Origin of the sequence: Micromonospora sp. NBC_00858 (assembly GCF_045207365.1) — a bacterium.
Classification (GTDB): Bacteria; Actinomycetota; Actinomycetes; order Mycobacteriales; family Micromonosporaceae; genus Micromonospora.
Genome location: NZ_CP108828.1, coordinates 2,111,289 through 2,134,497, shown reverse-complemented (window position 1 = coordinate 2,134,497; position 23,209 = coordinate 2,111,289). Strand labels below are relative to the sequence as shown.

The window sequence follows — 23,209 nt, the reverse complement described above, 5'->3', positions numbered from 1 at the left end:
CCGACCGCCCGACCGATCGCGCCGCCTCCGGCCGGCGTCACCCGGCGGCCCGCTCCACGGCGAACATGAAGCAGCCGTACACCACGTTGCGGCTGTGCAGCCGGTGCACCGCCGGGTCGGCGAACAGCTCGGCGATCACCGCCTCGGGGTCCGTGCCGTCGTGCAGCCGACCGCCGTGGATCCGGCCCTGCCGGTCGTACGCCCGCAGGACCTGGGGTCGCCCCCGCCAGGCCGGCGGGTGGCTGCCCGCGGAGTCCGGGCCCGGACAGGCGGTGGCGTGCGCGAAGACCGGGCCGATTTCCCGGTACGGGCCGGCGGCGCCCGGCGGCGGGTAGCCGAAGAGCAGCAGCGCCTCCCCCTCCTCGGCATCCCGCAGGCAGCAGCGCAGCGGTTCTCCGCCACCGGCCAGGCGCGCCTCGACGGGTTGGTCGGCGGCGTCGCAGCCGGTGCGGCGGACGGTGTCGAGCGCCGCGGCCGGCAGGGCGTGGACGTGGAACGTGGTGCTGTTCGTCATCCATCCAGCCTGGCCCGGCGACGGCGCGGATGCTGGCGGCGATCGGACCTGGCGCTGGGCGGTCCCCGCTCAGTCCCGGTACACGGCGAGCTGGAGTTCGGTCACGCCCTTCTCCGGGGTGTCCTGGCAGTAGTCCAGGTACACCTCGCGGGCGAAGCCGTCGGTGCGGTAGCCGTTCTCCTCGATCCACCGGGCGAGCGTCTCCATGCTCTGTTCGACGTCGTCCATCGCGCCGTGGTGGATGATCGTCGCGGCGGTGGCCACCGCGGGCAGGTCGACCACGGCGACCTCCCCGTCTGTTGACGCCTCGACCGCGACGGTGACCCCGGCGTGCACGACGACCGCCTCGCCGCCGGCCGCCGTGGCCGGCTCGTACCAGGCGATGGCGGGCCCGGCCGGGTGGATGCCGGCGGCGTCCAGGCGGCGGAACAGCTCCGGGTAGAGCGGCTGGATCACCGGACCGATGTCCTCGGTCTGGTAGCTGGGCGCGACGGCGGTCAGCTCCGCGACGCGGACCGCCGTGATCTCCTTGAGTACGACGTCCTGGGTGGTCATCGTTCCCTCCGACTCGATCGTCCGGAGCCTCGCCTCGACGGCCGCCAACCGGGCGGTGTCCGCCGCCAGGCGGGCCGCCAGCTCGGAGCGGCGCAGCCGCAGCATCCCGCGCAGCTCGGCGACGTCGACGGCGTCGTCGAGGATCGCCCGCACCTGATCGAGGGTGAGGCCCAGATCCTTGAGGGCGATCACCCGGTTGAGCCGGCGTAGCTGGTCCGCGCGGTAGAACCGGTAACCGGTGTGCGGGTCGACGCTGGCCGGGCGGAGCAGCCCGATGCTGTCGTAGTGGCGCAGCATCCGGACCGACACCCGGCCGAGTCTGGCGAAGTCTCCGATGGTGAACATGGTCCCCCCACGCTCGTCCCTGACACCGTGTCAGAGTCAAGCGGCCCGTACCTGCCGGCGGTGCGGCGGGGCACCGCTCAGCGGCGGGCCGGACGGGGGCCGACCAGCCGGCGGACCACCGGCGCGGCGTTCCACTTCGCCGCCCCGACCAGATCGCGGGCATGCTCCAGCACCGTGTAGTCCGGCCGGGTCAGCCCGTCGGCGATGGCCCGGTCCAGGTCGTTGCCGCACCGGGTCAGCACGGTGTCGAAGTCGCGACGGACCGGCTCCAGCAGGTCGTAGCCGAACGAGCGGTGCAGCCGGGCGAAGAGCGGCTTGTACAGCCGGACCCGCTCGTGCAAACCCGAGGAGTACGACATCGGGTTCTTCGGCCGACGCCGGATGTAGTCCGGCAGCACGTCGGCGAAAGCCCGCCGGACGATCCACTTGTCCTGCCCCTCGCGCAGCTTCAGCTCCAGCGGCAGCCGCATCGCCAGCTCCACCACGCTGAGGTCGAGGAACGGCACCCGAGCCTCCACCCCGTGGCCCATGGCGGCCCGGTCGACCCGCTGCAACTCGGTGCGGCACAGGTTGCGGATGCGGTGCAGGAAGAGCCGACGGGACGCGGTCGGCCCGACCTGGTGGTACATCGGGTACCCGCCGAACAGCTCGTCGGAGCCGTCGCCGGTGAGGACCACCTTGACCCCCAGGTCACGCAGTCGCCGGAAGATCGGCACCGAGATCACCGCGTTGATGATGTCGCCGTACTCGGTCAGCTCGGAGATCCGGATGGCCTCGCGCACGTGGGCGAGCCGGATGTCGCGTGGGCGCAGCTCGATCACCTCGTGCGGCACGACGAGGTCGGCGGCGAGCCGCCGGGCGTACGTCACGTCGGGGCTGTCCGGGACGCCGACGGTCACCGCGACGCAGTCCGGGTGCATGTCCCGCACCTGCCGCAGCGTCAACGAGCTGTCCAGCCCGCCGGAGAGCACCACCCCGACGGTGAGGTCGGTGTCCACCCGCATCCGGATCGCATCGGTCAGCGCGGCACGGACGAGCAGGGCGGCCTCGTCCGGGTCGTCGATGACCGGCAGCCCGTCGCCGATGGTGAGCAGGTCGACGAACGGGTGCAGCCGTACGTGCCCCTCCGAATCCGCCCAGCCGTGGTGCCCGGGTGGCACCTCGTTGACCGGGACGCCGTGCCCGACCAACGCCTTGACCTCGGAGGCGAGGTGCAGGCAGCCGGGTCGGCGGGACCAGTACAGCGGCTTCACCCCGAGCGGGTCGCGGGCCACGTACGCGCGCCGGGTGGCACGCTCGACGACCGCGAAGGCGTACTCGCCGCGCAGCCGGGTCACCGCCGCCTCGCCCCACTGCTGGAACGCGGCGAGCAGCACCTCGGTGTCACCCTCGGTGCGGAACACCTGCCCGAGCCGGCTCAGCTGCGCGCGCAGCTCCCGATGGTTGAAGATCTCGCCGTTGAAGCAGAGCAGCCAGCGCTCGTCGTTCGACGTCCACGGCTGCACCGCCCGGTCCCGGTCCACCACCCGCAGCCGGCGGGTGCCGGCGAGCAGCCCGTTCTCGGACCGGGTCTCGGTGACCTCACCGCGGGAGGCGAGGACGGCGAGCATCCGCCGGAAGGTCGTCGGGTCGGCTTCGGGGCCGATGCTCAGCGCGATACCGCACATCGACTCAGACCCCCATCTCGGACTCGTACGCCCGGCGCAGCCGGCGCCGGGCGGTGGGCGCGAGACACAGGTGCCAGGCCTGTCCCTCGTCGATCACGTTGAGCTCGCCGGCCTCCTGCCGCGCCAGCAGCAGCTCCGCCAGCGTGTCCCGCGCGCCGAAGCGCTCGTACCAGGCGAGTTCGACGTCCATCGAGTAGCCGAGGCAGTGCCCACTGGGCAGCATCGCGGCGTAGCCCAGCCGACGCAGCCGGTACTGGTGCTCGGTGCTGCGGACCAGGCTGGTCACCCAGAGTGGCGGGGTGACCGGCGGCGCGGCTGCGGCGAACTCCCGTCCGATGTCGTTGAGCAGCGCCACCACCTCCCGCCGGGCCCGCCGGAACAGCAGCCCGGCGGTGCGTGGGGTGGCATCCGGCCGCAGCCGGCAACGTAGCCCCCGCGCGGCCCGGCCCAGCACGGTGGAGGGCTGCTCCTGATAGCGGAAGCGCAGAAGGTCACGGCGGCGCAGCCATTCCAGGTCGACGAGGTCGCTGCTGCCGTTGACCTGGTCGTCGGTGACGAAGGTGGGAGCGTCCTGCCACCACAGCACGTCGATGCGGGAGAGCAGGTAGATCCGGACCAGCGCGGTGAGGTCCCGCGCCGAGGTGCGCTCGTTCGGCTGGTAGCGGGCCATCTCCAGCAGCAGCGTCTCGCGCGCTCCGATCAGACCCTGCGGCGTGGCGTCGAGCACCGCGGCGAGCGCCGGTTCGCGCAGCCGCTCATCGATGAGCACCTGTCGGGCGCGGGTGCTGGTCGCGTCGGCCAGGGCACCCACCTCGACCAGCAGTTCCGCGACGGCCGTCCGGTAGGCGGCCAGATCCGGGTCGGTGGCGGGAAGGCGGCGAGGGGTGGTGCCGGACGGCCGGCGGCGGGCCGGGGCGGTGGGCGATACGGGCGGGCCGGGCTGCTGTCCGGGGCTACGGCTGGGCACTCGCATGACGGGGGTCCCTTTCTCCGGTCACGACTCTCGGTGGATCGCCCTAAACACACCGTAATCAGCGGGACCGGAATGGACCGAACAATCCTCCTATCCACCCCGAAGGGAGCGGGCTGGTTGACGGCCGGCAGGCGCGTCGCGCGGTGACGAACCACCGCCGAGGGCGGGGCCGGGCCCGTCAGTCGCCGTCCGCCGCCACCAGGCCCTGCACCTCGACGTACGACGGGAGCGCCGGCGCCGCGGCGAACCCGTCGGTCCGGGCCGCGTCGGCGGTCGCGACCGCGGCGGCCAGCGCGGCCCGGAACAGCAGGGAGCCGGTGCTGACCCGGGCCACCCCGGCCCGGCCAAACTCGTCCAGTCCCGGCCCGCCCGGTTGGTACAGCGCGTTCAGCGGCGCGTCGATCCGCTCGGTGAGCACCCGCAGGGTCGGCAGGTCGACGGTGCCGGGCACGAAGATTCCGTCGGCGCCGGCGGCCCGGTAGGTCCGAGCCCGGGCCAGGGTCTGCGGCAGCGGGTCGGCCACCCCGAGCCACCAGGTGTCGGTACGGGCGTTGACGAACAGGTCCGGCACCGCCGCCTTCACCGCCGCGATCTTGTCGGCGATGCACTCGGGATCGGCCAGGGTGCCGTCGGCGCGCCCGTCCTCCAGGTTGATCCCGACGGCGCCAAGCCCGGCCAGCTCCGTCACGTACCCGGCGACCGCCGCCGGGTCGTCGGCGAACCCGGCCTCCACGTCGACGGTGAGCAGCACCGGCAGCCGGGCGAGCCGGCGGGCCAGGGCCAGGGTCTCCGCGCCGGTGGCCGCCACGCCGTCGGGTCGCCCGGCTGCCGCTGCGACCCCGAGGCTGGTGGTGCCGATCGCCGGATGGCCGCGCGCGGCGAGCGCCGCCGCCGAGGCGTGGTCCCAGGCGTTCGGCAGCAAGAAGGGTCGGCCGGCGTGGTGCAGGGCGCGGAACGCCGCACGGCGGTCGGTCATCGGGCGGTCACCTCCAGGATCGTCGGAACGCGCAGGGTCGGATGTGGCCCGTGGCGCAGGTCGGCTTCGGTACGCCGGCAGCGCTGGCGCAGCACGCCGAGCACCCCGGTGGCGAGGGCCAGGGCGTGCCGGTCACCCGGGCAGCCGCGCTCCCCCGCGCCGAAGGTCAGCAGCTCAGCGGCGGGCCGGTCGGGCCGGAACGCCTCCGGATCGGCGAACGCGCGCGGATCGCGGTTGGCCGCGTCGAACCGGAGCAGCACCGCGCTACCCGGCGGCAGGTCCTGCCCGCCCAGCCGTACCCCGGCGGTGGTGACCCGACGGGTGGCCCGGACCGGCGGGTCGAGCCGCAGTACCTCGGCCAGCAGTGCCGCGGTCCCCGAGCCCGCCGGGTCACCGGCCGGCCGGCGGGCGGGTGGGGACAGCAGGTGGTGGGCGGCGGCGCCGATCAGGCCGGCGGTGGCGTCGCACGCCTGGACCAGCAGGCCGATCAGGTTCGCCCGTACCTCCGGCGGGGCCGGCGCCGAGAGCACGAGCAGCGCCGCCACCGCCCGGTCGGCCCGACCGAGCAGCGCCGGGTCGACCCCGGGGTGGTACGCGGCGGCGACGGCCTCGACCGCCGTACCGGCGGCGGCCGGATCGCCGAAGCCGAGCCGGCCGGCCAGCACCCGCAGCGGCACCGGCCTGGCCAGTTCGCGCATGACGTCGAGGCGGTCTCCGGCCCGGTCCAGGGCCGCGGCGGTCAGCCCGGCCGCCTCCTGCCGCAGCTCGTCCGGATCCAGCGCGGCCAGCGCGGTCACCCCGATCGCCCGGCGCTCGGCGTGCCGCTCCGGCGGGCTGAACCGGCTGACCGTGGCGCGCAGCCAGGCGAGGGTGCCGGGCGGACCGGTGTCGACGGCCGGCACACGGAAGGCCGGGTCGGTCAGCGCCGTCCGGACGTCGGCGTGCCGCGTCACCCACCAACTGCCGTCAGGTTCGAAGGTGGGCGGCCCACAAGCCGGCGTCCCGGCAGCGGGCGGAACAACAGGCCAGGTGTCAGTCACCGCCCGACGTTAGAGCCCCGACCGTTCGCCCCCCACCGAACAATGCCCGGCCCGCGCCGCCCCGGCCCGCGCCGCCCCGGCCCGCGCCGCACCGGCCCGCGCCGCACCGGCCCGCCCACCCGGCGCCGCGCCGAACCGCGCCGTACCGCCAAGATCGTGCTCGATCCTGGATTTGGTGGCCTCCGCGCGCGCCGAGGCCACTAAATCCAGGAGCTTGTCTCATCCTGTTTGGGCTGCTCAGGGATGGTTGACAGGTCGTGGTGGTGTGGTTGGGGTGCTGGTGTGCGGGTGTGGATCTTCGGTGTTGATCATCTGTCTAGCGGTTGATTTCGGTGTTGGTCAGCACGAGTAGGGCGCGTAGCAGGGTGGTGGCGTGTGGGCGCCAGCCGTGGCGTAGTCGGGTGAGGATGCGCCAGTTCTTGAGGTGAGCGTGGGCGTGTTCATTGGCCGCGCGTTCGCGGCTGAGCAGGGTGTTCACGCTGTGTTGGGCGGGGGTGAGGGGTGGTGGCGGTTGCCGCGTCGTCCGGTGATGACGGTGGGGTTCTCGGGTTGGTCGTCGAGGCGGGTGTGGATGCGGTCGCAGATGACGGCGAGGTCATGACGGCGTAGCCGGGTGGGTAGGCGTAGGCGTTTGGCTTGGGTGGCTTCGTGGGTGCGGGCGCCGGCGGCGGCGGAGATCCAGAGCAGCCGGCCGTGGTGGTCGGTGAGGGTGAGTACGCGTAGGTGGTGAGCCTTGTGTTTGCCGCACCACAGGCGTCGTTCGGCGCGGCCGCTCGGGCGGTGCACGGGCAGGCAGGTGCCGTCGAACAGCAGCGGGTCCTCACTGCTGGTGCGGGCGGTGTGGGTGAGGACTCGGTCCAGGCGGGGCGCCATCGCGGCGAGAGTGGTGATGGTTTGCCGAACCCAGCGGCGCACGCTGTGATGCGACACCCCGTAGGCGGCGGCGAGGTCGGCGGGACGCTGATCATGGCGGAGCACGGCCAGCACGATGAGGGCGACCTGCTCATCGGGCAGCTTGCGCCACCGCGAGCGCACACCACGGCGATACCGGCGGATCGCTTGAGTGATCATGGTCAGCGACTTCGTCGACAAGGGCAGATGGACCTGGTAGACCAGAGCATGGCCCTCGGTGGGCGTGTTGTCGTGTGTCACGACCTGCAACCCTCACCGAGGGCCCTGCTATGAGCCACGCGCAACACCGGAACAGATCGAACCTTCCCGAGGGCAGTCGATCATCAGCGAAGATCACCACACCCTGACCAGCGCCGCGACCCCACGACTCGTCCTGTCAACACCACCCCACCAGCCCAAACAGGATGAGACAAGCTCCAGGATGTTGCGTCCACCGCTTCCTCTGACGCGGCGGCCGGGGGGTCAGGCGCGGCCGCTGGTGGGCGTCGGGGGTGGGGTGGGGGTGAGGGTGTCTTCGGGGATGGCCAGGGTCGCGGCGAGGGCGGGCCGGCCGGTCGCGGTGAGGCGGACCGCGCGGCCTGCGCCCGGGGCGGTCCAGCCCAGCTCGGTGAAGCGCCGGCAGAGCGCCGTGCCGAGCGCCCCGGCCAGGTGCGACCGGCGCTCGGTCCAGTCCAGGCAGTCGCGGACCACCGGGCGTCGGGCGGTGCGCAGCACGTCCACCGGTACGCCCAGCCCGGCGGCCCACGCCCACCCGTCGGGGGTCAGCGTCAGTCCGCTGGCCCGGTCCAGCCGTCCGTCGGCCAGCAGCGCGTCGTACATCAGCACGCCGAGCCGCCCGGCGAGGTGGTCGTAGCAGGTCCGGGCGTACGCCAGGGCAGCTCCGGTGCTGGCGGCGCGGAGCGACCCGGTTGGCGCGGGTGGGGCCGGGGCGTGCCCGACCAGGTTCTCGATCAGCTGGGCCACCGACGGCCCGGCCAGCCGCAGGTAGCGGTGCCGGCCCTGCCGCTCCTCGACCAGCAGCCCGCCCCGGACCAGCCGGGTGAGGTGGTCGCTGGCCGTGGACGGCGCGACCCCGGCCCGCCGGGCCAGTTCGCCAGCCGTCCAGGCCCGGCCGTCGAGCAGCGCGAGGCAGATGCCGGCCCGGGTGCCGTCGGCCAACAGGGCGGCCAACTCCGCCATTCCCCGGCCCTCGGTGACTGCGCTCATCGCCCCATCATCTCCCCGACCCGGTGCCGCACGGGCAACCGGGGTGCGGATGTCCAGCCCTTTACAACGTTGTATCCATCGTTGTAAGAACGAGGGCACACACCGCCCACTCCCCCGAGGCAGGTCCATATGCGACACCTCCGCCGCGGCGGCGCGCTCGCCGCCGCGCTCGGCCTGATCCTGGCCGCGTCCCCGATCGCTCCCGCTGCCGGCTCCGACGGCCCGTCCCGCTACCGAAATCCGATCTCCGCCGCCGTGGGCGACACCTTCGCCGACCCGGTCATCGTTCGCGGCGACGACGGCTTCTGGTACGCCTACGGCACGACCGACCCGCTGCGCGAGGGTGAGCGCGAGTTCCATCGGGTGCCCACGGCCCGCTCGGCCGACCTGGTCGACTGGACGTACGTCGGAGATGCGTTCGGCCCCGACCAGCGCCCGCCCTACGCAGCGCCCGGCGCGGCGTACTGGGCACCGGACGTGCGCCGCCTCGGCGACCGGTGGGTCATGTACGTGACGGTCACCGACACCACCGTCTCCACCGAGGGCAGCGACTACGCGATCGGCGCGGCCACCGCCCCCAGCCCGACCGGGCCGTGGACCTTCGCCACGCAGCCGGTTGTCGCCCCGCGCCCCGGCGGCGGCGGTGGCTACCTGTGGACCATCGACCCGAGCCAGTTCACCGACGTCGACGGCCGCAGCTATCTCTACTACGGCAGCTACTACGGCGGCATCTCGGTCACCGAGCTCAGCCCGGACGGGCTGACCGCGGTCGGCACGCCGACCCTGGTGGCCGTCGACAACAAGTTCGAGGGCAGCTACGTGCTGCGCCACGACGGCTGGTACTACCTGTTCGCCTCCACCGCGAACTGCTGCGCCGGCCCGGCCACCGGCTACTCCGTCCAGGTCGGACGGGCGCGCACCCCGCGCGGCCCGTTCACCGACCGGGACGGCGTGGCCCTGACCGCCTCCCGGGCCGGCGGCACACCGGTGCTCACCCAGAACGGCAACCGGTGGATCGGCACCGGCCACAACGGGTTCCTCACCGACCTGTCCGGCCAGGACTGGATCGTCTACCACGCCATCGACCGGGCCGACCCGTACCTGGACGAGCCGTTCGGCATCAACGAACGCCCGATGTTGCTGGACCGGCTGGACTGGATCGACGGCTGGCCGACGGTGAACGCCGGCGCCGGGCCGTCCGAGGGCACCCGGCCCGCACCGGTGACCACCGGCCGGGTCGACGACCGGTTCGACACCGCAGGGCTGGCCGGCTGGCGACGTACCGCCGGCGAGTGGCGGGTCGCCGACGGCCGGCTCACCGGCAGCGGCGCGCTGACCAGCCGTACCACCGTGGGCGGAGACGTGCGGGCGGAGGCCGACCTGCGGCTCACCGGCGCGGCCGCCGCCGGGATCACCCTCGGCGACCGGGTCGAGGTACGGGTGGACGCGGCCGGCGGCCGGCTGGTGGCCCGCGACGGCGACCGGCGTGCCACCGCGCCGCTGCCCGCCGGTTTCGCCCCAGCCGACCAGCACAACCTGGCCGTCGAGGTACGCGGCCGGAACCTGGTCGCCGAGCTGAGCCCGGCCCGGCTCGGTGACCAACTCGCCGTCGTGTCGCTGCGGCTGGACCGCCCGACTGCCGGCCGGCCCGGGTTGACCGCCACCGGCGGCGCCGCCGAGTTCGACAACGTCAGCGTCGCCCGGCTGTACGAGCCGGCGAAGCGGGCGGTGCCCGAGCCCCGTGTCGGAGCGCCGCTGCGGGCCTACTCCGACGAGTTCAGCGACGGGCTGGACGCCGCCTGGCGGTGGGTACGCGAGGACCCGGCGGCGACCGTCTCCGGTGGCGCGTTGCGCTGGCCGGTGCAGGCCGCCGACCTGACCGGCACCGGCAACACCGCCGGTGTGCTGCTGCGCGACGCGCCCAGCGGCGACTACGTCGCCGAGACCCGGGTGACGCTGGATCTGGGCGAGGAGACGGTCCGCAACTACCAGCAGGCCGGGCTGGTCGCGTACGTCGACGACGACCGGTTCGCCCGGCTGGCCCAGGTGGCGATCTGGAACACCCGGCAGGTCGAGTACGGCTATGAGCTGCCCTTCGCCGGCCAGCCGGTGTACGGCGGCAGCATCGTCGGCACCCCGGCCACCACTACCTGGTTGCGGCTGGCGCACCACGTCGACCCGGTCACCGGGGAGCACGAGTTCCGGGCCGGGTCCAGCCGGGACGGGCGTACCTGGACGTGGGGTGCGGTGTGGACCTTCCCGGCCGACACCACTCCCCGGATCGGGCTGGTCGCGCACGGCGGCGCCGAGCCGCCGGTCACTGCCGAATTCGACTACCTGCGCTTCTACCGCTGAGGCGTGCGGAAGGGTCCCCGGTCAACGGCTGGCGTTGTCCAGGGGGCCCTTCCGCACCGGCAGAGCGTCGCGACTCGGGGTGCCTCAGCGAGCGTGCCGCTCCGCGGCGGCGTGCCACCAGCCGGGCGGGGTCGGCCCGGTGACCATCGCGGTCGGTTGATCGGGATGCAGCCCGAGGCGCCGCAGAGCGGCAGCCTCGACACGGACGTCGACCCAGCCGTGCCAGTGCCCGCCCGGGCCGATGCCGCAGGCAAGGCCCCAGTAGATGTCGCCCGACCCCAAGGGCATCCAGTCGATGCCCCGGTCACGCAGTCAAGCGCGGACGGCAGCCATCGGCTGCGGACAGCCAAGTTTGTTCTCATAGGCCGCGATGGTCACCCAATCGGGGTACGGAGCGTTCATGGCGACCATGATGCCTGCTCTATTCGGCCTGCGGCAGCCCCGCGAGGCTCGGTGTGAGTGTCGATCCGGGTAATTGGAAAGTCCTGCGTGGACGGCAGGCCCAGCACCTTCCAAGAGATCTATTTCTGCGTCGAATGCCGTTCTTGCCTACTGTCGTACTCTGAAGAGGCCGCGACGCCACTTCGGCGAGTCGGGGCCCTAGCGCTCGCACCCCGGGCGGATAGAAGTAGCCGCATGATCTGGACGAGGCTCAGAGACAACCACACCGCTCACCGACTTCGCGCTGTTGGCGACCTGCAGTTTCCTGCCAGCGGGCGTCAGCGTCTACGGAATCAGTATCCCCACCTCAGCGACGACGACATCCGCCTGGTCGAAACCGCGACCCGACAGTGGTTCCGGCTCATCGTCCGCCATTCCAGTACAAGGCTATCGATGCCGTCGGTGGTCGTCGACGATCTGTGGCAGGATCTGACCCTGCATGCGCGGGATTACGCCGCCTTCTGCGACGCCGCGTTCGGGGGCATTCTGCACCATCAGCCGAGGTCTGCGATGAGCGCTGACACGGTCAATACCAATCGCGCGCCCCTGCTGCTGGCCACGCTGGGCTACGGCCGCCGGGACGAGGGTTGTGGCCCAACCGACCTTCCCTTGCTGTTCCGGGTGGACCAGGAGCTCCACGTCCGAGATGGCAACCGCTACCTGACCGATTGCGGAGGGCGTGGCGAGTGCTTCCCGGGTTCCAACCTGATCTGCCTGCAACACCTCGCAGGGCAGGGCAAGCGGCTCAGGCCACGCGGCATTCGCGGCGATCTGCCCTTCAACGACGGCCGCCACGGCTACGCCGGTGGTGCAGGCGGTGGTGGTGGCGGCGAGTTGAGCGGCGGAGGCGATGGCGGGGGCGGCGATGGTGGTGGGGGCAGCAACTGAGGCCCGCGGATCACCAGGCCGAGCGACAGCGGCCGAAGAAGTCGGGTGCGGCGGCAATGCCCGATTGTCATCTCTGCTGTCCCTGACCGAGGAGCCCACGAGTGCGCGTCAGCATGGCGACCAGCGCCGGTAGGACCGGCCGGCCGAACGAGGACTTCTTCGGCGCCGTCCCCGATGCCGCGGTGCTGCTGGACGGCGCCGGCATCCCGGGAACCGAGTCGCTCTGCTCCCACGGTGTCGCCTGGTACACGCACCGTCTCGGCGGCGCGCTGCTCGGCCGGCTGTCACGGGCCGACGGGCGAGACCTCGCGGCGACCCTCGCCACCGCGATCGGCGAGATAGCCGCCGACCACCGGGGCACCTGCGACATCACGAACCCGAGCAGCCCGCAGGCGACCGTTCTGATGGTCCGCGCCCACCAGGACCGCCTGGACTACCTCCTGCTGGCGGACTCCTTCCTCGTCCTCGACCAGGCCAGCGGCGGCCCGCAGGTCATCACCGACGAACGTGAGGTGACCGCCAGGCGCATCTGCTCCGCGCCCCTCAACGGCCTTTCCAGGGGAACGCCGGAGTACGACCGCATCCGGGACTCCTGCGCCGAGGCGCTGCGGGCTCGCCGCAACCAGCCGGGCGGCTACTGGATCGCCAAGGATGATCCGCACGCGGCGTACGAAGCGGTGACCGGCAGCCGCCCCCTTCACGACCTGAACGGCGTCGCGCTGCTCAGCAATGGCGCCAGCTGCATCGTCAGCCCGTACGGCCTGACCGACTGGCCCGGCGTACTGGAACTGCTCGGCACGAACGGGCCGGCTGAAGTCGTCCGCCGCGTCCGGCAGGCCGAAGCCTCCACAGGCCCGAATGCGCCTGTCCCGGACGACGCCACCGTTGCGCACTGGACCCACCTGCTGCGCTCCGAGGTCGACGACCTGCGGCGGCCGGCAGCCGATGGCCACCGAACAGCTCAGTCGTCCGGCTCCCCAGCGAGCTCCGCGAGTCGCTGAGCGGTCAGCTGCGGAGGACGCCAACCGAGAGCCTCTGCGTGGCGGAGGAATTCCTCCGGTAGACCCACCCGATACGTCTCCACGTAGTACGGAAGATCGTTCGGCCACGACCATTCGCCGTCGGTGAGGATGGCGAGTGGCGCGATCTCGGGCCGCGCCGGGTGCAGTTCGTCGAACGCGTAACCTGCCGCCGCGGCGAGCGTGCAGCCGCCGGTGAGATAGCCGACCACCGGAGCGACGAGGTGTTCGGCGAGACTGCCGCGAGCGTCCCGCAGGCTGATCTCCGCCGAATCGCCGTGCGGCAGATCCCTGAAGTAGCCGACGTCCCGCACTCGGACCACCTCCTCCGATGACGGCGCCACGACAGTATCCGAACCGGACGGTCGCGGGAGATCAGCGTCGCTGGCGGGTCAGCGGCGTCACCGACCGGTCCGTGCCGTCGTAACTGCGGCCCGCGACGAACGTGCCCGTCGGCCTTTGACCGCCGGCGACGGCGCGGGCGAGCCGCAGGTCCGCGTTGCGGAACCGCAGCGCCAGGCTCAGGTGCGGCACCCACGCACCCGGCGCGTGCCACGGACGATGTCCGGCAGCGTCGGTGAGCACGTCCCACACGGCAGCGTGCAGCGTGGACAGCGCGCGTGTGGGTCGGACGAGCCAGACCAACGGCGCGCTGCCGTCGAGAACGACGACGCGGTCGAGCGTGACCGGCACCGGCAGCGCGGCGTCGAACAGCTCGGCCAGGCGATGCTCGGCGCCGGGCGGGAACTCGTCCACCGCCGCGAGGGTGAGGTGCGGCCGGTTGGTCGGGTGGATGTTGCGCGCCAGGCTGGGCAGTCCGGCCGCGGCCAACCGGTCCCAGGCGGTCCGGACCGCGTCGTCCAGCTCCACCGAACAGATCAACTCGACCGTACGCACCCCCGCACGCTAGCCCGGCTGCGGTTCGGTGCTCCCGTCGAGGACGCTCACCGGACGTTCGAAGAATGTCTCGAGCACGACGATGGTCTGGGTGCTGGTCACTCCGCCGATGTCGAAGATGCTGCGGAGCGCCGCCTGCAGGTCTTCGGTGGTCGCGGTGCGGATCTTCACCAGCAGCGAGGCCGCGCCGGCGATGATGTGCGCCTCCTGGATGCCGGGTATGGCCGAGAGCGCTTCCCGTGTGTCACCCATCCACGTGTTGCCGTCGACCATCACGAAGGCCGACACGCCGCGCTCCACAGCGGCCGGGTCGACGTCGATGGTGGTGCGGCGGATCACCCCGCGTTCGCGCAGCTTGCGCACCCGTTCGTGCGCCGAGCCGGCGGACAGACCCACCGCCTTCCCCAGCGCGGCGTAGGACTGGGTGGCGTCGTGCTGCAGGCACGCCAACAACGCTCGGTCGATGTCATCTACCACGAAGCCGCTCCCCGAGATGTGATCTGCCCAGTGCGCCTGTTGACCTTATCAGGTTCGGCGCGACTAGGATCTGGCCGAACGTGGTGCACGAGATCCAGGAGGCGCGGCGATGACCGAGACCGTTCCCGCACAGTTCCACCTGCTCGACGAGCGGTTCCGTTACCTCGACGGCGACTTCGTCGCCGAACGGCTGTACACGGGCGCACGCAAGACCGAAGGTCCGGCCTACTTTCCAGCCGGCCGGTACCTGGTGTGGAGCGACATCCCCAACGACCGGCTGTTGCGCTGGGACGAGTGCACCGGCGCGGTCGGCGTCTTCCGCCACGCCTCGGGCTACGCCAATGGCAACACAGTGGACCGCCAGGGCCGGCTCGTCACGTGCGAGCAGGGCAACCGGCGAGTCACCCGCACCGAGCACGACGGCACGATCACCGTGCTCGCCGACCGCCACGAGGGTCGGCGGCTCAACAGCCCCAACGATGTCGTGGTACGCGCCGACGGCACGATCTGGTTCACCGATCCGAGCTACGGCATTGACTCCGATTACGAGGGCAACAGGGGCGACAACGAGTTCGGCGATGGCTGCTACGTGTTCCGCCTCGACCCGGCCACCGGCGACCTGCGCATCGTTGCCGACGATTTCTGCCGCCCCAACGGCCTGGCCTTCTCCGGCGACGAGCAGCAGCTCTACATCGTCGACACCCGACAGGAACCCAGCCACATACGCGTTTTCGACGTCACCGCCGACGGCGCCCTGACCGGCGGGAAGGTCTTCGCCGAATGCGATTTCGGCCGCTTCGACGGCATCCGCGTCGACGACGCCGGGCGGGTGTGGGCCGCAGCCTGGGACGGTGTGCACTGCTTCGACCCCGACGGCACCCTCATCGGGAAACTCCTGCTGCCCGAATCGGTCGCCAACCTCACCTTCGGCGGCCCGAAACGGAACCACCTGTTCATCACCGCCGGCAACTCCGTGTACGCGCTCCGAGTCACCTTCAACGGCGCCCGCTACCCCGCTCCCGCTGGTCCACCCCCGCGTCGATCATGAAGTTAGCGTCACGACACGCCGGCACCGACGTCGCCAACTTCATGATCACCGGAGCGGACGCATCAGCGCGGACCCGGCGCGGCGGCGGGGCGGGGGCGGGTTAGAGCCAGCCGTTGTTGCGGGCGGTGCGTATCGCTTCGGCGCGGTCGGACGCGCCGAGCTTCTGCACTGCGGCGGAGAGATGGTTGCGCACGGTGCCGGTGGACAGGTGCACCCGGCGGGCGATCACCGCGATCGGGGCGCCGAACTCGGCCAGCCGCAGTGTCTCCAGCTCGCGGGGGGTCAGGGGGCACGCGGGCAGGGTGAGCGCGTCGGCGGCCAGCGACGGGTCGACGTACCGGCCGCCGGCGTGCACGCGGCGGATCACGTCGGCGAGCGCGCTGCCGGGCGAGCCCTTGGGCAGGAACCCCCGGGCGCCGGCGGTCAACGCCTGGCGCAGGTGCCCCGGACGGCCGTGCCCGGTGAGCACGACCACCCCGCATTCGGGGCGGGCGCGGGTCAGCTCGGCGGCGACTCCGATGCCGTCCAGGCCAGGCATCTCCAGGTCCACCACGGCCACGTCGGGGCGGTGCGCCAGTGTCGCGGTGACCGCCGCCGGGCCGTCGGCGGCGTGGGCCACCACCTCGATGTCCGGCTCCAGAGCGAGCAGCGCGCCGACCGCGACCCGGATCAGATCCTCGTCGTCGGCGAGCAGGACGCGGATCACGACGCCACCGGCACGGTGGCCTCGAGCGTGAACACCGCGTCCTCCCGGCGCACCCGCAGCTCGCCGCCGGCGGCGGCGAGCCGGTCGACCAGCCCGCGCAGGCCGTGGCTGTGCCCGTCCGGGCCCCGCCCGTCGGCGCCGTCGTTGGCCACCGTCATCCTGACCACGTCGTCCTCCCGGTGGATGTGGATCCGGCACCAGTCGGCCCGGCTGTGCCGCAGCACGTTCGTCCCCGCCTCGCGCAGCACCGCCGCCAGCTCGGTGGCCGCGCGCTGGGGCAGGTCGGCCGGCGGCGGCACGACCGTGCAGCGCACCCCGCAGGAACGCAGTACGCCCACCACGGCGGCCAACTGCTCGCCGAGGTCGACGGCCCGGTAGCCGTGCACGGTCTCCCGCACCTCGGTCAGCGCGGACGCGGCGAGGCGCTGCACCTCGGTGGCTTCCCGGCCGGCCCGCTCCGGGTCGACGTGGGCGAGCCGCGCGGCGAGTTCGGCCTTCAACGCGATCACCGTGAGGCTGTGCCCCAGCACGTCATGCACGTCTCGGGCGAAGCGCAGCCGCTCCTCGGCGGCGGCCAGCCGGGCCTGGGCGGCCTGGCCCTGCCGGGCCTCCACGAGCACGTCCCAGAACCAGACCTGGAACCCGTTGACCGCGGCGATGCCCACCCCGACCCCGCCGGTCACGGCCAGGTGGTGCCAGACCGATCCGCCGGTCCACCACCCCACGGCCATCGACACCAGCAGGACCCCGGCCGCGACCGCCAGCCCGGCCGGGAGGCGGACCAGCAGTGGCGCCATCCCGATCAGCGAGGCACCCAGCCACGCCCAGGTCGGCCAGACACCGGCCGCCACCGGCCCCACCAGCGGGACGGTCAGCACCGCCACCCCGGCCAGGCCCAGCTGGGCGCGACGCCGCCAGCGCTGGTCGAGCCACGGCGTCACGGCGGCGTACAGCACGGCGGTCTGGGTGGCCACGAAGGCGAGGATGCCGACCGCGCCGAGCGCGACGCGGCCCGGGTCCGGCTCGCGGCTCAGGCCGACGGCGGGCAGCAGGGCGGTCGCCCAGACGCCGGTGGCCAGCGACAGCAGCGTCGCCTGCCGGGCCCGGTGCAGCCGGCGGTCCGCCCGGGGAGTCACCGCCTCGCTCGCCACGCACCGATCCTAGGACCGCCCGACGCCCGGTCCACCCCTGCGGTTGTCACGGTTGGACCGTGCAAAACGCACGGTTTTCCGGTGACGGACGAGCCTGCCCACCGCGCCGGGACGCGGGCAGGGTCTACGGCATGGAAACGACACGGACGCACTCCGACACCCTGGCCGTACCACCGAACGGGTCGCTGCCGGCCGACTCGCCGGCAGCGCCGGGCACGACGCCGGCCACGACGGCGGCCGGCCGTTCGCGGCGGCTGCTGTGGCACCTCGCCGAGATGGCGCTCGCGATGGTCGCCGGGATGCTGCTGCTCGCCCCGTGGTGGGACCTGACCGGTGCCGCACTGGGGCTGGCCGGACCGCTGGATCGACCGGAGGTGGCCGCGCTGGTGATGGCCACCAACATGACCGTGGGTATGACGGTGTGGATGCGTTACCGGGCGCACCGATGGAGCGCGGTCGGCGAGATGGCCGCCGCCATGTACGTCCCCTTCCTGCTGCTGTTCGCGCCGATGTGGGCCGGCCTGCTGGACGCCGACGCGATGCTGCTCGGTGGCCATCTGCTGATGGTGCCGGCGATGGTGCTGGTGGCGGTGCGGCATCGGCACGAGGCGCCCGCGCCGGTACGCCGACACCCGGCCGTGGTGGCGCTCGCCCGCCGCTGGCCGACCGGGTTGGCGCTGCTCATGGGCATGGACATGGTGTTCGACCCGCAGGTGCTCAGCCCCTGGACGATGCTGGCGCTGCCCGGCGGCTATCTGTTGATCGGTGTGGTCCGCCGCACGCTGCGCGGTCCGGGCGTGCTCGCCACTCAACTGGCCGGCCTGGCCGGCTGGGTCGCCCTGACGCTGGTCGCGGTCACGGCCGGCGGACGGACCGGCGCGTGGCTGGTGGCGTTCGGCTGGCTGGCGCATGCCGGGTGGGACCTGGTGCACCACCGCACCGGCCGGGTGGTGCCGCGCGGCTACGCCGAGTGGTGCGGGGTGCTGGACGCGACGCTCGCCGGCGTGATGATCCTGGCGATCCTGACCACCGGCGGCTGACCAACCGCGCGCCGGCATGGGCGGTCGGGTGGCTGTTGGGCCGGTCGGCGCAGCGGGGGCGGCGGCGTGATGAAAGGCTTGGCGCATGAGTTCCGCACCTGCACAGCACGACGCACCTACCGACACCACCCCCGACGACACCGACGAGGCGAACGCCTTCACGGAGCTCGGGCTGCGCGCCGAACTGCTGGGCGCGCTCGCCGCCCTCGGTTACGAGGAACCGACCCCCATCCAGCGGGAGGCGATCCCACCGCTGCTGGAGGGTCGGGACCTGCTGGGTCAGGCGGCCACCGGCACCGGCAAGACGGCGGCGTTCGCGCTGCCGCTGCTGAACCGGATGCCGCCGCACCGCCAGGGCGGGGACCCGGTGGCGCTGGTGCTGGTGCCGACCCGGGAGCTGGCGGTGCAGGTCTCCGAGGCGTTCCACCGCTACGGCAAGGACCTGGGGGCGCGGGTGCTGCCGATCTACGGTGGGCAGCCGATCGGGCGGCAGTTGCGGGCGCTGGACAGCGGGGTCGACGTGGTGGTGGCCACCCCGGGGCGGGCGCTGGACCACATCGCCCGGGGCACCCTGCGGCTGGGCGGGCTGGCCACGGTGGTGCTGGACGAGGCCGACGAGATGCTCGACATGGGCTTCGCCGAGGACATCGAGGCGATCCTGGAGCACGCCCCCGCGCAGCGCCAGACCGTACTCTTCTCGGCCACCATGCCGTCGCGGATCGACGGGATGGCCCGACAGCACCTGCGCGAGCCGGTCCGGATCGAGATCGGCCGGGAGCAGACGGTGGCCGGTGAGGCGCCCCGGGTGCGGCAGAGCGCGTACATCGTGACCCGGGCGCACAAGCCGGCCGCGCTGGGCCGGGTGCTGGACGTGGAGTCACCCACCGCCGCGATCGTGTTCTGCCGCAGCCGGGAAGAGGTCGACCGGCTGACCGAGACGATGAACGGCCGGGGCTACCGGTCCGAGGCGCTGCACGGCGGGATGAGCCAGGAGCAGCGGGACCGGGTGATGGGACGGCTGCGGGCGGGCACCGCCGACCTGCTGGTGGCCACCGACGTGGCGGCCCGCGGGTTGGACGTCGAGCAGCTCACCCACGTGGTCAACTACGACGTGCCGTCGGCGCCGGAGTCGTACGTGCACCGGATCGGTCGGGTGGGCCGGGCGGGGCGGGAGGGCGTGGCGATCACCCTCGCCGAGCCGCGTGAGCACCGGATGCTGAAGACCATCGAGCGGGTGACCGGCCAGCGGATCACCATCGACAAGATCCCCACGGTGGCGGACATGCGCACCCGCCGACTGGAGCTGACCCAGGCGGCGCTGCGGGAGAGCCTGCTGGAGGACGACCTGGACCCGTTCCGGGTGATCGTGGAGACGCTGACCGACGAGTTCGACCTGATGGAGGTCGCTCTCGCCGCTGTGAAGCTGGCGCACGAGGTGACCTCGCCGGGCTCGGACGACGAGGAGGAGATCCCGCAGGTGCCGGTGCGCGGCCCCCGCGAGGGTCGGCCGGAGGCCGGGGGCCGGGGCGGTGACCGGCGCGGTGGCGGTCGGCCGCGCGTGGGCGGTAACACCGTCCAGGTCTTCGTCGGCCTGGGCCGGCGCGCCGGGGTGCGCCCGCAGGATCTGGTCGGCGCGATCACCGGGGAGACCGGGATCAGCGGCCGGGACATCGGCTCGATCGAGATCGCCGACCGGTTCTCGCTGGTGGAGGTGCCGCAGGGCGTGGCCGACGAGGTGATCTCCGGGTTGCGTTCCAGCACCATCAAGGGCCGCAAGGCCACCGTGCGCCGGGATCGCGGCGGCGACCACCGCTGAGCGCGCCGCCGGCGACCGTCGGGTACGACGGTCGCCGGCGCAAGGATCAGAAGGAGTACGGGCCGAACCGGCCCCACGCCACCACCGCGGCGAGGACGAGCAGCACGGCGCAGGTCACGGCGCCCTGCATCTCCATCCGGCGCCGGTCCTCGGTGTCCTGCCTCTTCAGGCCGCGCAGGTGCACCAGAATGCCGCCGACCATGACGATGACCAGCCCGACGGCGGCCAGCGGGGTGAGCACGGTGGCGATGCCGGTGAGGGCGGGCAGTACGAGCCCGATGGCGGCCAGCAGCTCGACGGCGCCGAGTGCCTTGACCTGGGTCGGCGGAACGGGGTCAACCCAGCCCATCCGGTCGCGCAGCTTCTCCTTGGGCTGGGTCAGCTTGGCCAGGCCGGCACCGCCGAACACGACGGCGAGCAGGATCTGGATGATCCAAAGGACCACGTTCACGGGGGTTCCTCCCGGGGGCCGCCTCGTGGCGGAGAGGTAGTTGAGGGGTTCGAGCAGGACAGTACGGTTCGCTGATCGACTCGTACAGCAGGGAGCCCCCGCCGTCCGAAGACGACGAGGGCTCCCTGGTCGGATCGTCAGGCCACGGCGAGCGCCGAGCCGTCCAACGCGTCGACCTCGGCCGGGCGCAGCGCCAGGGCGAGCACGTCGGCGACGTCGGCCAGGGTGTGCACGGTCAACGCCTCGCGCACCTCGGCCGGCAGGTCGTCCAGATCCGGCTCGTTGCGCGCCGGGATGATCACCTCGGTGAGTCCGGCCCGGTGCGCAGCGAGCAGCTTCTGCTTCACCCCGCCGATCGGCAGCACCCGCCCGGAGAGCGTCACCTCGCCGGTCATCCCGAACTCCGGGCGGACCGGGCGGCCGGTGACCAGCGACGCCAGCGCGGTCACCATGGTGATGCCGGCGCTCGGGCCGTCCTTGGGCACCGCGCCCGCCGGGAAGTGGACGTGGATCCGGCGCCCGGCCAGGACGTTCGGGTCGATGCCGAACCGCCGCCCGTTGGAGCGCAGGTAGGAGAGGGCGATGTGTGCCGACTCCTTCATCACGTCACCGAGTTGGCCGGTCAGGGTCAGCCCCGGCTCGCCCTCCATGCTGGTCGCCTCGATGAAGAGCACGTCCCCGCCGGCGCCCGTGACGGCGAGACCAGTGGCCACGCCGGGCACCGCGGTGCGCTCGGCCGATTCCGGGGTGAACTTCGGTCGACCCAGGTAGCTGGCGAGGTTGTCGGTGTCGACGCGAACCGGGGTCGGGTCGGTCGCCAGCGTCACCGCCACCTTGCGCAGGATCTTGGCCAGGCCACGTTCGAGCTGCCGGACGCCGGCCTCCCGGGTGTACTCCCCCGCGATCAGCGCGAGAGCCTCGTCGGCGATGCTCACCTCGTCGGCGGTCAGCCCGGCCCGCTCCCGCTGCCGGGGCAGCAGGTGGTCCCGGGCGATGGCGACCTTCTCGTCCTCGGTGTACCCGTCCAGGGTGACCAGCTCCATCCGGTCCAGCAGCGGACCGGGGATGGACTCCACCACGTTGGCGGTGGCCAGGAAGAGCACGTCGGACAGGTCGAGGTCGACCTCCAGGTAGTGGTCCCGGAAGGTGTGGTTCTGCGCCGGGTCGAGCACCTCCAGCAGGGCGGCGGCCGGGTCACCGGCGTAGCCGGCGGCCAGCTTGTCGACCTCGTCGAGGAGCACGACCGGGTTCATCGAGCCGGCCTCGCGCAGCGCACGGACGATCCGACCGGGCAGCGCGCCGACGTAGGTACGCCGGTGGCCGCGGATCTCGGCCTCGTCGCGCACGCCGCCGAGGGAGACCCGGACGAAGTTGCGCCCGAGTGCCCGTGCCACGGACTCACCGAGGCTGGTCTTGCCGACCCCGGGCGGGCCGGCGAGGGCGAGCACCGCGCCGGAGCCGCGACCGCCGACCACGCCGAGGTTGCGCTCGGCCCGGCGGTTGCGCACCGCGAGGTACTCCAGGATGCGGTCCTTCACGTCGGCCAGGCCGGCGTGGTCGGCGTCGAGCACCGCCCGGGCCGCGCCGAGGTCGGTGTTGTCCTGGGTACGCGTGCCCCACGGCATCTCGAGGACGGTGTCCAGCCAGGTACGGATCCAGCCCGCCTCCGGGGAGGCGTCACTGGCCCGCTCCAGCTTGCCGACCTCCCGCATGGCGGCCTCGCGGACCTTCTCCGGCAGGTCGGCACCCTCGACCCGGGACCGGTAGTCGGCCGAGCCGTCCGGCTCGTCCTCACCCAGCTCCTTGCGGATCGCGGCGAGCTGCTGGCGGAGCAGGAACTCCCGCTGGGACTTCTCCAGCCCCTCCCGCACGTCGGTGTTGATCTGCTCGGTGACCTCCTGCTCGGCCAGGTGTTCCTTCACCCAGCCGACCAGCAGCTCCAGCCGGGCGGTGACGTCCGGGGCGGCGAGCAGTTCGGTCTTCTGCTCCAGGCTCAACCAGGGCGCATAGCCGGCCGAGTCGGCCAGCTCGGAGAGGTCGGTCATCCGCTCCATCGCGTCGATGACCTGCCAGGCGCCACGCTGCTGGAGCACGGAGGTCGTCAGGGCGCGGTACTCGCGGGCGAGCTCCCGGGCCCGGCCAGCGGGGGCGGGTTCGTCGAGTTCGGTCGCCTCGACCCAGAGTGCGGCGCCGGGGCCGGGCACGCCGGAGCCGATCCGGGCCCGGGACAGGCCACGGATGACGGCGGCCGGCTCACCGTCGGGCAGCCGTCCCACCTTCTCGATGGTGGCGACCGCGCCCACCGGGCCGTACTCGCCTTCGATGCGGGGCACGGCGAGCAGCTTGCGGTCACCGGTCGCGCGGGCTGCGTCGACCGCGGCCTGAGTGGTCGGGTCGAGGGTCACCGGGATGACCATGCCGGGCAGCAGCACGGCATCGGTCAGAGGAAGTACCGGAAGAGTTGCCATCGAACACCTGCTATCGCGTTGACTTGAGCGTGTCTCACTCAAGTAACAAAGCGTTCCCCTTGTTCCGGGGTGTGACCCAGGCCACTGTCCGGCTCCGGTCGGCGGGCCGGCAGCAGCAGCTCACGGGTCAGCCGTCCGCCACCGGCGATCGCCACGGCGAGCGGGATGGCGAGGCTGATCGCGGCCAGGGCGACCACGATCCGGCCGGGCAGCCCGGCGGCGGCGGCGAGCACGGTCAGCGCCGCGAAGACCACCAGAATCGCC

At 72.9% G+C, this 23,209-nt stretch carries 24 protein-coding genes; 6 read left to right on the top strand and 18 right to left on the bottom strand.

Features of this window, described 5'->3' with window-relative positions; translation table 11 throughout:
* Positions 1 to 37: 37 nt before the first annotated feature.
* The 9 genes from OG990_RS10050 to OG990_RS10010 form a co-directional block, all read right to left on the bottom strand.
* Positions 38 to 514 carry a DUF1203 domain-containing protein gene (locus OG990_RS10050; RefSeq protein WP_406080034.1) on the bottom strand — a complete coding sequence of 159 codons (477 nt, stop codon included), beginning with the start codon at positions 512 to 514 and terminating at the stop codon, positions 38 to 40.
* A 69-nt stretch (positions 515 to 583) separates the two neighbouring features.
* Positions 584 to 1,414: a MerR family transcriptional regulator gene (locus OG990_RS10045; protein ID WP_406080032.1), complete on the bottom strand. Its 831-nt coding sequence runs from the start codon at positions 1,412 to 1,414 to the stop codon at positions 584 to 586.
* A 77-nt stretch (positions 1,415 to 1,491) separates the two neighbouring features.
* Entirely contained in the window at positions 1,492 to 3,081 is a 1,590-nt protein-coding gene (locus tag OG990_RS10040; protein ID WP_406080030.1) for an asparagine synthetase B family protein, read from the bottom strand.
* Positions 3,082 to 3,085: 4 nt separating this feature from the next.
* A complete protein-coding gene (locus tag OG990_RS10035; protein WP_406080029.1) occupies positions 3,086 to 4,054 on the bottom strand; it encodes a DUF5715 family protein in 969 nt (322 codons plus the stop codon).
* A gap of 178 nt (positions 4,055 to 4,232) precedes the next feature.
* Positions 4,233 to 5,030, bottom strand: coding sequence for an isocitrate lyase/phosphoenolpyruvate mutase family protein (locus OG990_RS10030; RefSeq protein ID WP_406080028.1), 798 nt, complete (start codon positions 5,028 to 5,030; stop codon positions 4,233 to 4,235).
* Positions 5,027 to 5,983, bottom strand: a complete 957-nt coding sequence (locus OG990_RS10025; protein ID WP_406080026.1) for a cytochrome P450 — start codon at positions 5,981 to 5,983, stop codon at positions 5,027 to 5,029. The genes OG990_RS10030 and OG990_RS10025 overlap by 4 nt, the downstream gene beginning before the upstream one ends.
* A 403-nt stretch (positions 5,984 to 6,386) precedes the next feature.
* Complete coding sequence (locus tag OG990_RS10020; protein WP_406076958.1) at positions 6,387 to 6,548, bottom strand: hypothetical protein; 162 nt, start codon at positions 6,546 to 6,548, stop codon at positions 6,387 to 6,389.
* On the bottom strand, positions 6,545 to 7,222 hold the full coding sequence (locus OG990_RS10015; protein WP_406076957.1) for a hypothetical protein: 678 nt from the start codon (positions 7,220 to 7,222) through the stop codon (positions 6,545 to 6,547). The genes OG990_RS10020 and OG990_RS10015 overlap by 4 nt, the downstream gene beginning before the upstream one ends.
* A gap of 222 nt (positions 7,223 to 7,444) precedes the next feature.
* A complete protein-coding gene (locus tag OG990_RS10010; RefSeq protein WP_406080025.1) occupies positions 7,445 to 8,188 on the bottom strand; it encodes an ArsR/SmtB family transcription factor in 744 nt (247 codons plus the stop codon).
* 129 nt (positions 8,189 to 8,317) lie between these two features.
* Between OG990_RS10010 and OG990_RS10005 the strand changes: the two genes are divergently transcribed.
* Positions 8,318 to 10,543 (top strand): family 43 glycosylhydrolase, encoded by a 2,226-nt coding sequence (locus tag OG990_RS10005; protein WP_406080024.1) that lies wholly within the window; start codon positions 8,318 to 8,320, stop codon positions 10,541 to 10,543.
* An 84-nt stretch (positions 10,544 to 10,627) separates the two neighbouring features.
* Here OG990_RS10005 and OG990_RS10000 read toward each other — a convergent pair whose 3' ends face one another.
* Positions 10,628 to 10,831 (bottom strand): hypothetical protein, encoded by a 204-nt coding sequence (locus tag OG990_RS10000; RefSeq protein ID WP_406080022.1) that lies wholly within the window; start codon positions 10,829 to 10,831, stop codon positions 10,628 to 10,630.
* A 348-nt stretch (positions 10,832 to 11,179) separates the two neighbouring features.
* Between OG990_RS10000 and OG990_RS09995 the strand changes: the two genes are divergently transcribed.
* Positions 11,180 to 11,872: a hypothetical protein gene (locus OG990_RS09995; protein ID WP_406080021.1), complete on the top strand. Its 693-nt coding sequence runs from the start codon at positions 11,180 to 11,182 to the stop codon at positions 11,870 to 11,872.
* Between the two features lie 101 nt (positions 11,873 to 11,973).
* Complete coding sequence (locus tag OG990_RS09990) at positions 11,974 to 12,873, top strand: hypothetical protein (RefSeq protein WP_406080020.1); 900 nt, start codon at positions 11,974 to 11,976, stop codon at positions 12,871 to 12,873.
* Here OG990_RS09990 and OG990_RS09985 read toward each other — a convergent pair.
* Genes OG990_RS09985 through OG990_RS09975 form a run of 3 tightly spaced genes read right to left on the bottom strand, consistent with a single transcriptional unit; the run spans position 12,834 to position 14,265 of the window.
* The gene (locus OG990_RS09985; RefSeq protein WP_406080019.1) at positions 12,834 to 13,235 is read right to left on the bottom strand and encodes a hypothetical protein; all 402 of its coding nucleotides are present in this window, start codon (positions 13,233 to 13,235) and stop codon (positions 12,834 to 12,836) included. The two genes, OG990_RS09990 and OG990_RS09985, sit on opposite strands and share 40 nt — an antisense overlap.
* A gap of 31 nt (positions 13,236 to 13,266) precedes the next feature.
* A complete protein-coding gene (locus tag OG990_RS09980) occupies positions 13,267 to 13,788 on the bottom strand; it encodes a 2'-5' RNA ligase family protein (RefSeq protein ID WP_406080018.1) in 522 nt (173 codons plus the stop codon).
* 9 nt (positions 13,789 to 13,797) lie between these two features.
* Complete coding sequence (locus OG990_RS09975) at positions 13,798 to 14,265, bottom strand: Lrp/AsnC family transcriptional regulator (protein WP_355611329.1); 468 nt, start codon at positions 14,263 to 14,265, stop codon at positions 13,798 to 13,800.
* A 109-nt stretch (positions 14,266 to 14,374) separates the two neighbouring features.
* Here OG990_RS09975 and OG990_RS09970 point away from each other — a divergent pair, with 109 nt between their 5' ends.
* Complete coding sequence (locus tag OG990_RS09970; protein WP_406080017.1) at positions 14,375 to 15,313, top strand: SMP-30/gluconolactonase/LRE family protein; 939 nt, start codon at positions 14,375 to 14,377, stop codon at positions 15,311 to 15,313.
* 100 nt (positions 15,314 to 15,413) lie between these two features.
* Here OG990_RS09970 and OG990_RS09965 read toward each other — a convergent pair whose 3' ends face one another.
* Both OG990_RS09965 and OG990_RS09960 read right to left on the bottom strand, forming a co-directional pair.
* Positions 15,414 to 16,019, bottom strand: a complete 606-nt coding sequence (locus OG990_RS09965) for a response regulator transcription factor (protein WP_328416449.1) — start codon at positions 16,017 to 16,019, stop codon at positions 15,414 to 15,416.
* Positions 16,016 to 17,170, bottom strand: a complete 1,155-nt coding sequence (locus tag OG990_RS09960; protein WP_406080016.1) for a sensor histidine kinase — start codon at positions 17,168 to 17,170, stop codon at positions 16,016 to 16,018. Before OG990_RS09960 ends, OG990_RS09965 begins: the two co-directional genes overlap by 4 nt.
* Positions 17,171 to 17,301: 131 nt before the next feature.
* Between OG990_RS09960 and OG990_RS09955 the strand changes: the two genes are divergently transcribed.
* The gene (locus tag OG990_RS09955; protein WP_406080015.1) at positions 17,302 to 18,210 is read left to right on the top strand and encodes a hypothetical protein; all 909 of its coding nucleotides are present in this window, start codon (positions 17,302 to 17,304) and stop codon (positions 18,208 to 18,210) included.
* 85 nt (positions 18,211 to 18,295) lie between these two features.
* Positions 18,296 to 20,026 (top strand): DEAD/DEAH box helicase, encoded by a 1,731-nt coding sequence (locus OG990_RS09950; RefSeq protein WP_406080013.1) that lies wholly within the window; start codon positions 18,296 to 18,298, stop codon positions 20,024 to 20,026.
* A gap of 46 nt (positions 20,027 to 20,072) precedes the next feature.
* Here OG990_RS09950 and OG990_RS09945 read toward each other — a convergent pair whose 3' ends face one another.
* From OG990_RS09945 to OG990_RS09935, 3 genes are all read right to left on the bottom strand, one after another.
* A complete protein-coding gene (locus OG990_RS09945; protein WP_328416443.1) occupies positions 20,073 to 20,477 on the bottom strand; it encodes a DoxX family protein in 405 nt (134 codons plus the stop codon).
* A gap of 137 nt (positions 20,478 to 20,614) precedes the next feature.
* Entirely contained in the window at positions 20,615 to 22,945 is a 2,331-nt protein-coding gene (lon, locus tag OG990_RS09940) for an endopeptidase La (protein ID WP_406080010.1), read from the bottom strand.
* Positions 22,946 to 22,983: 38 nt separating this feature from the next.
* Entirely contained in the window at positions 22,984 to 23,199 is a 216-nt protein-coding gene (locus OG990_RS09935) for a hypothetical protein (RefSeq protein WP_406080008.1), read from the bottom strand.
* Positions 23,200 to 23,209 lie beyond the last annotated feature (10 nt).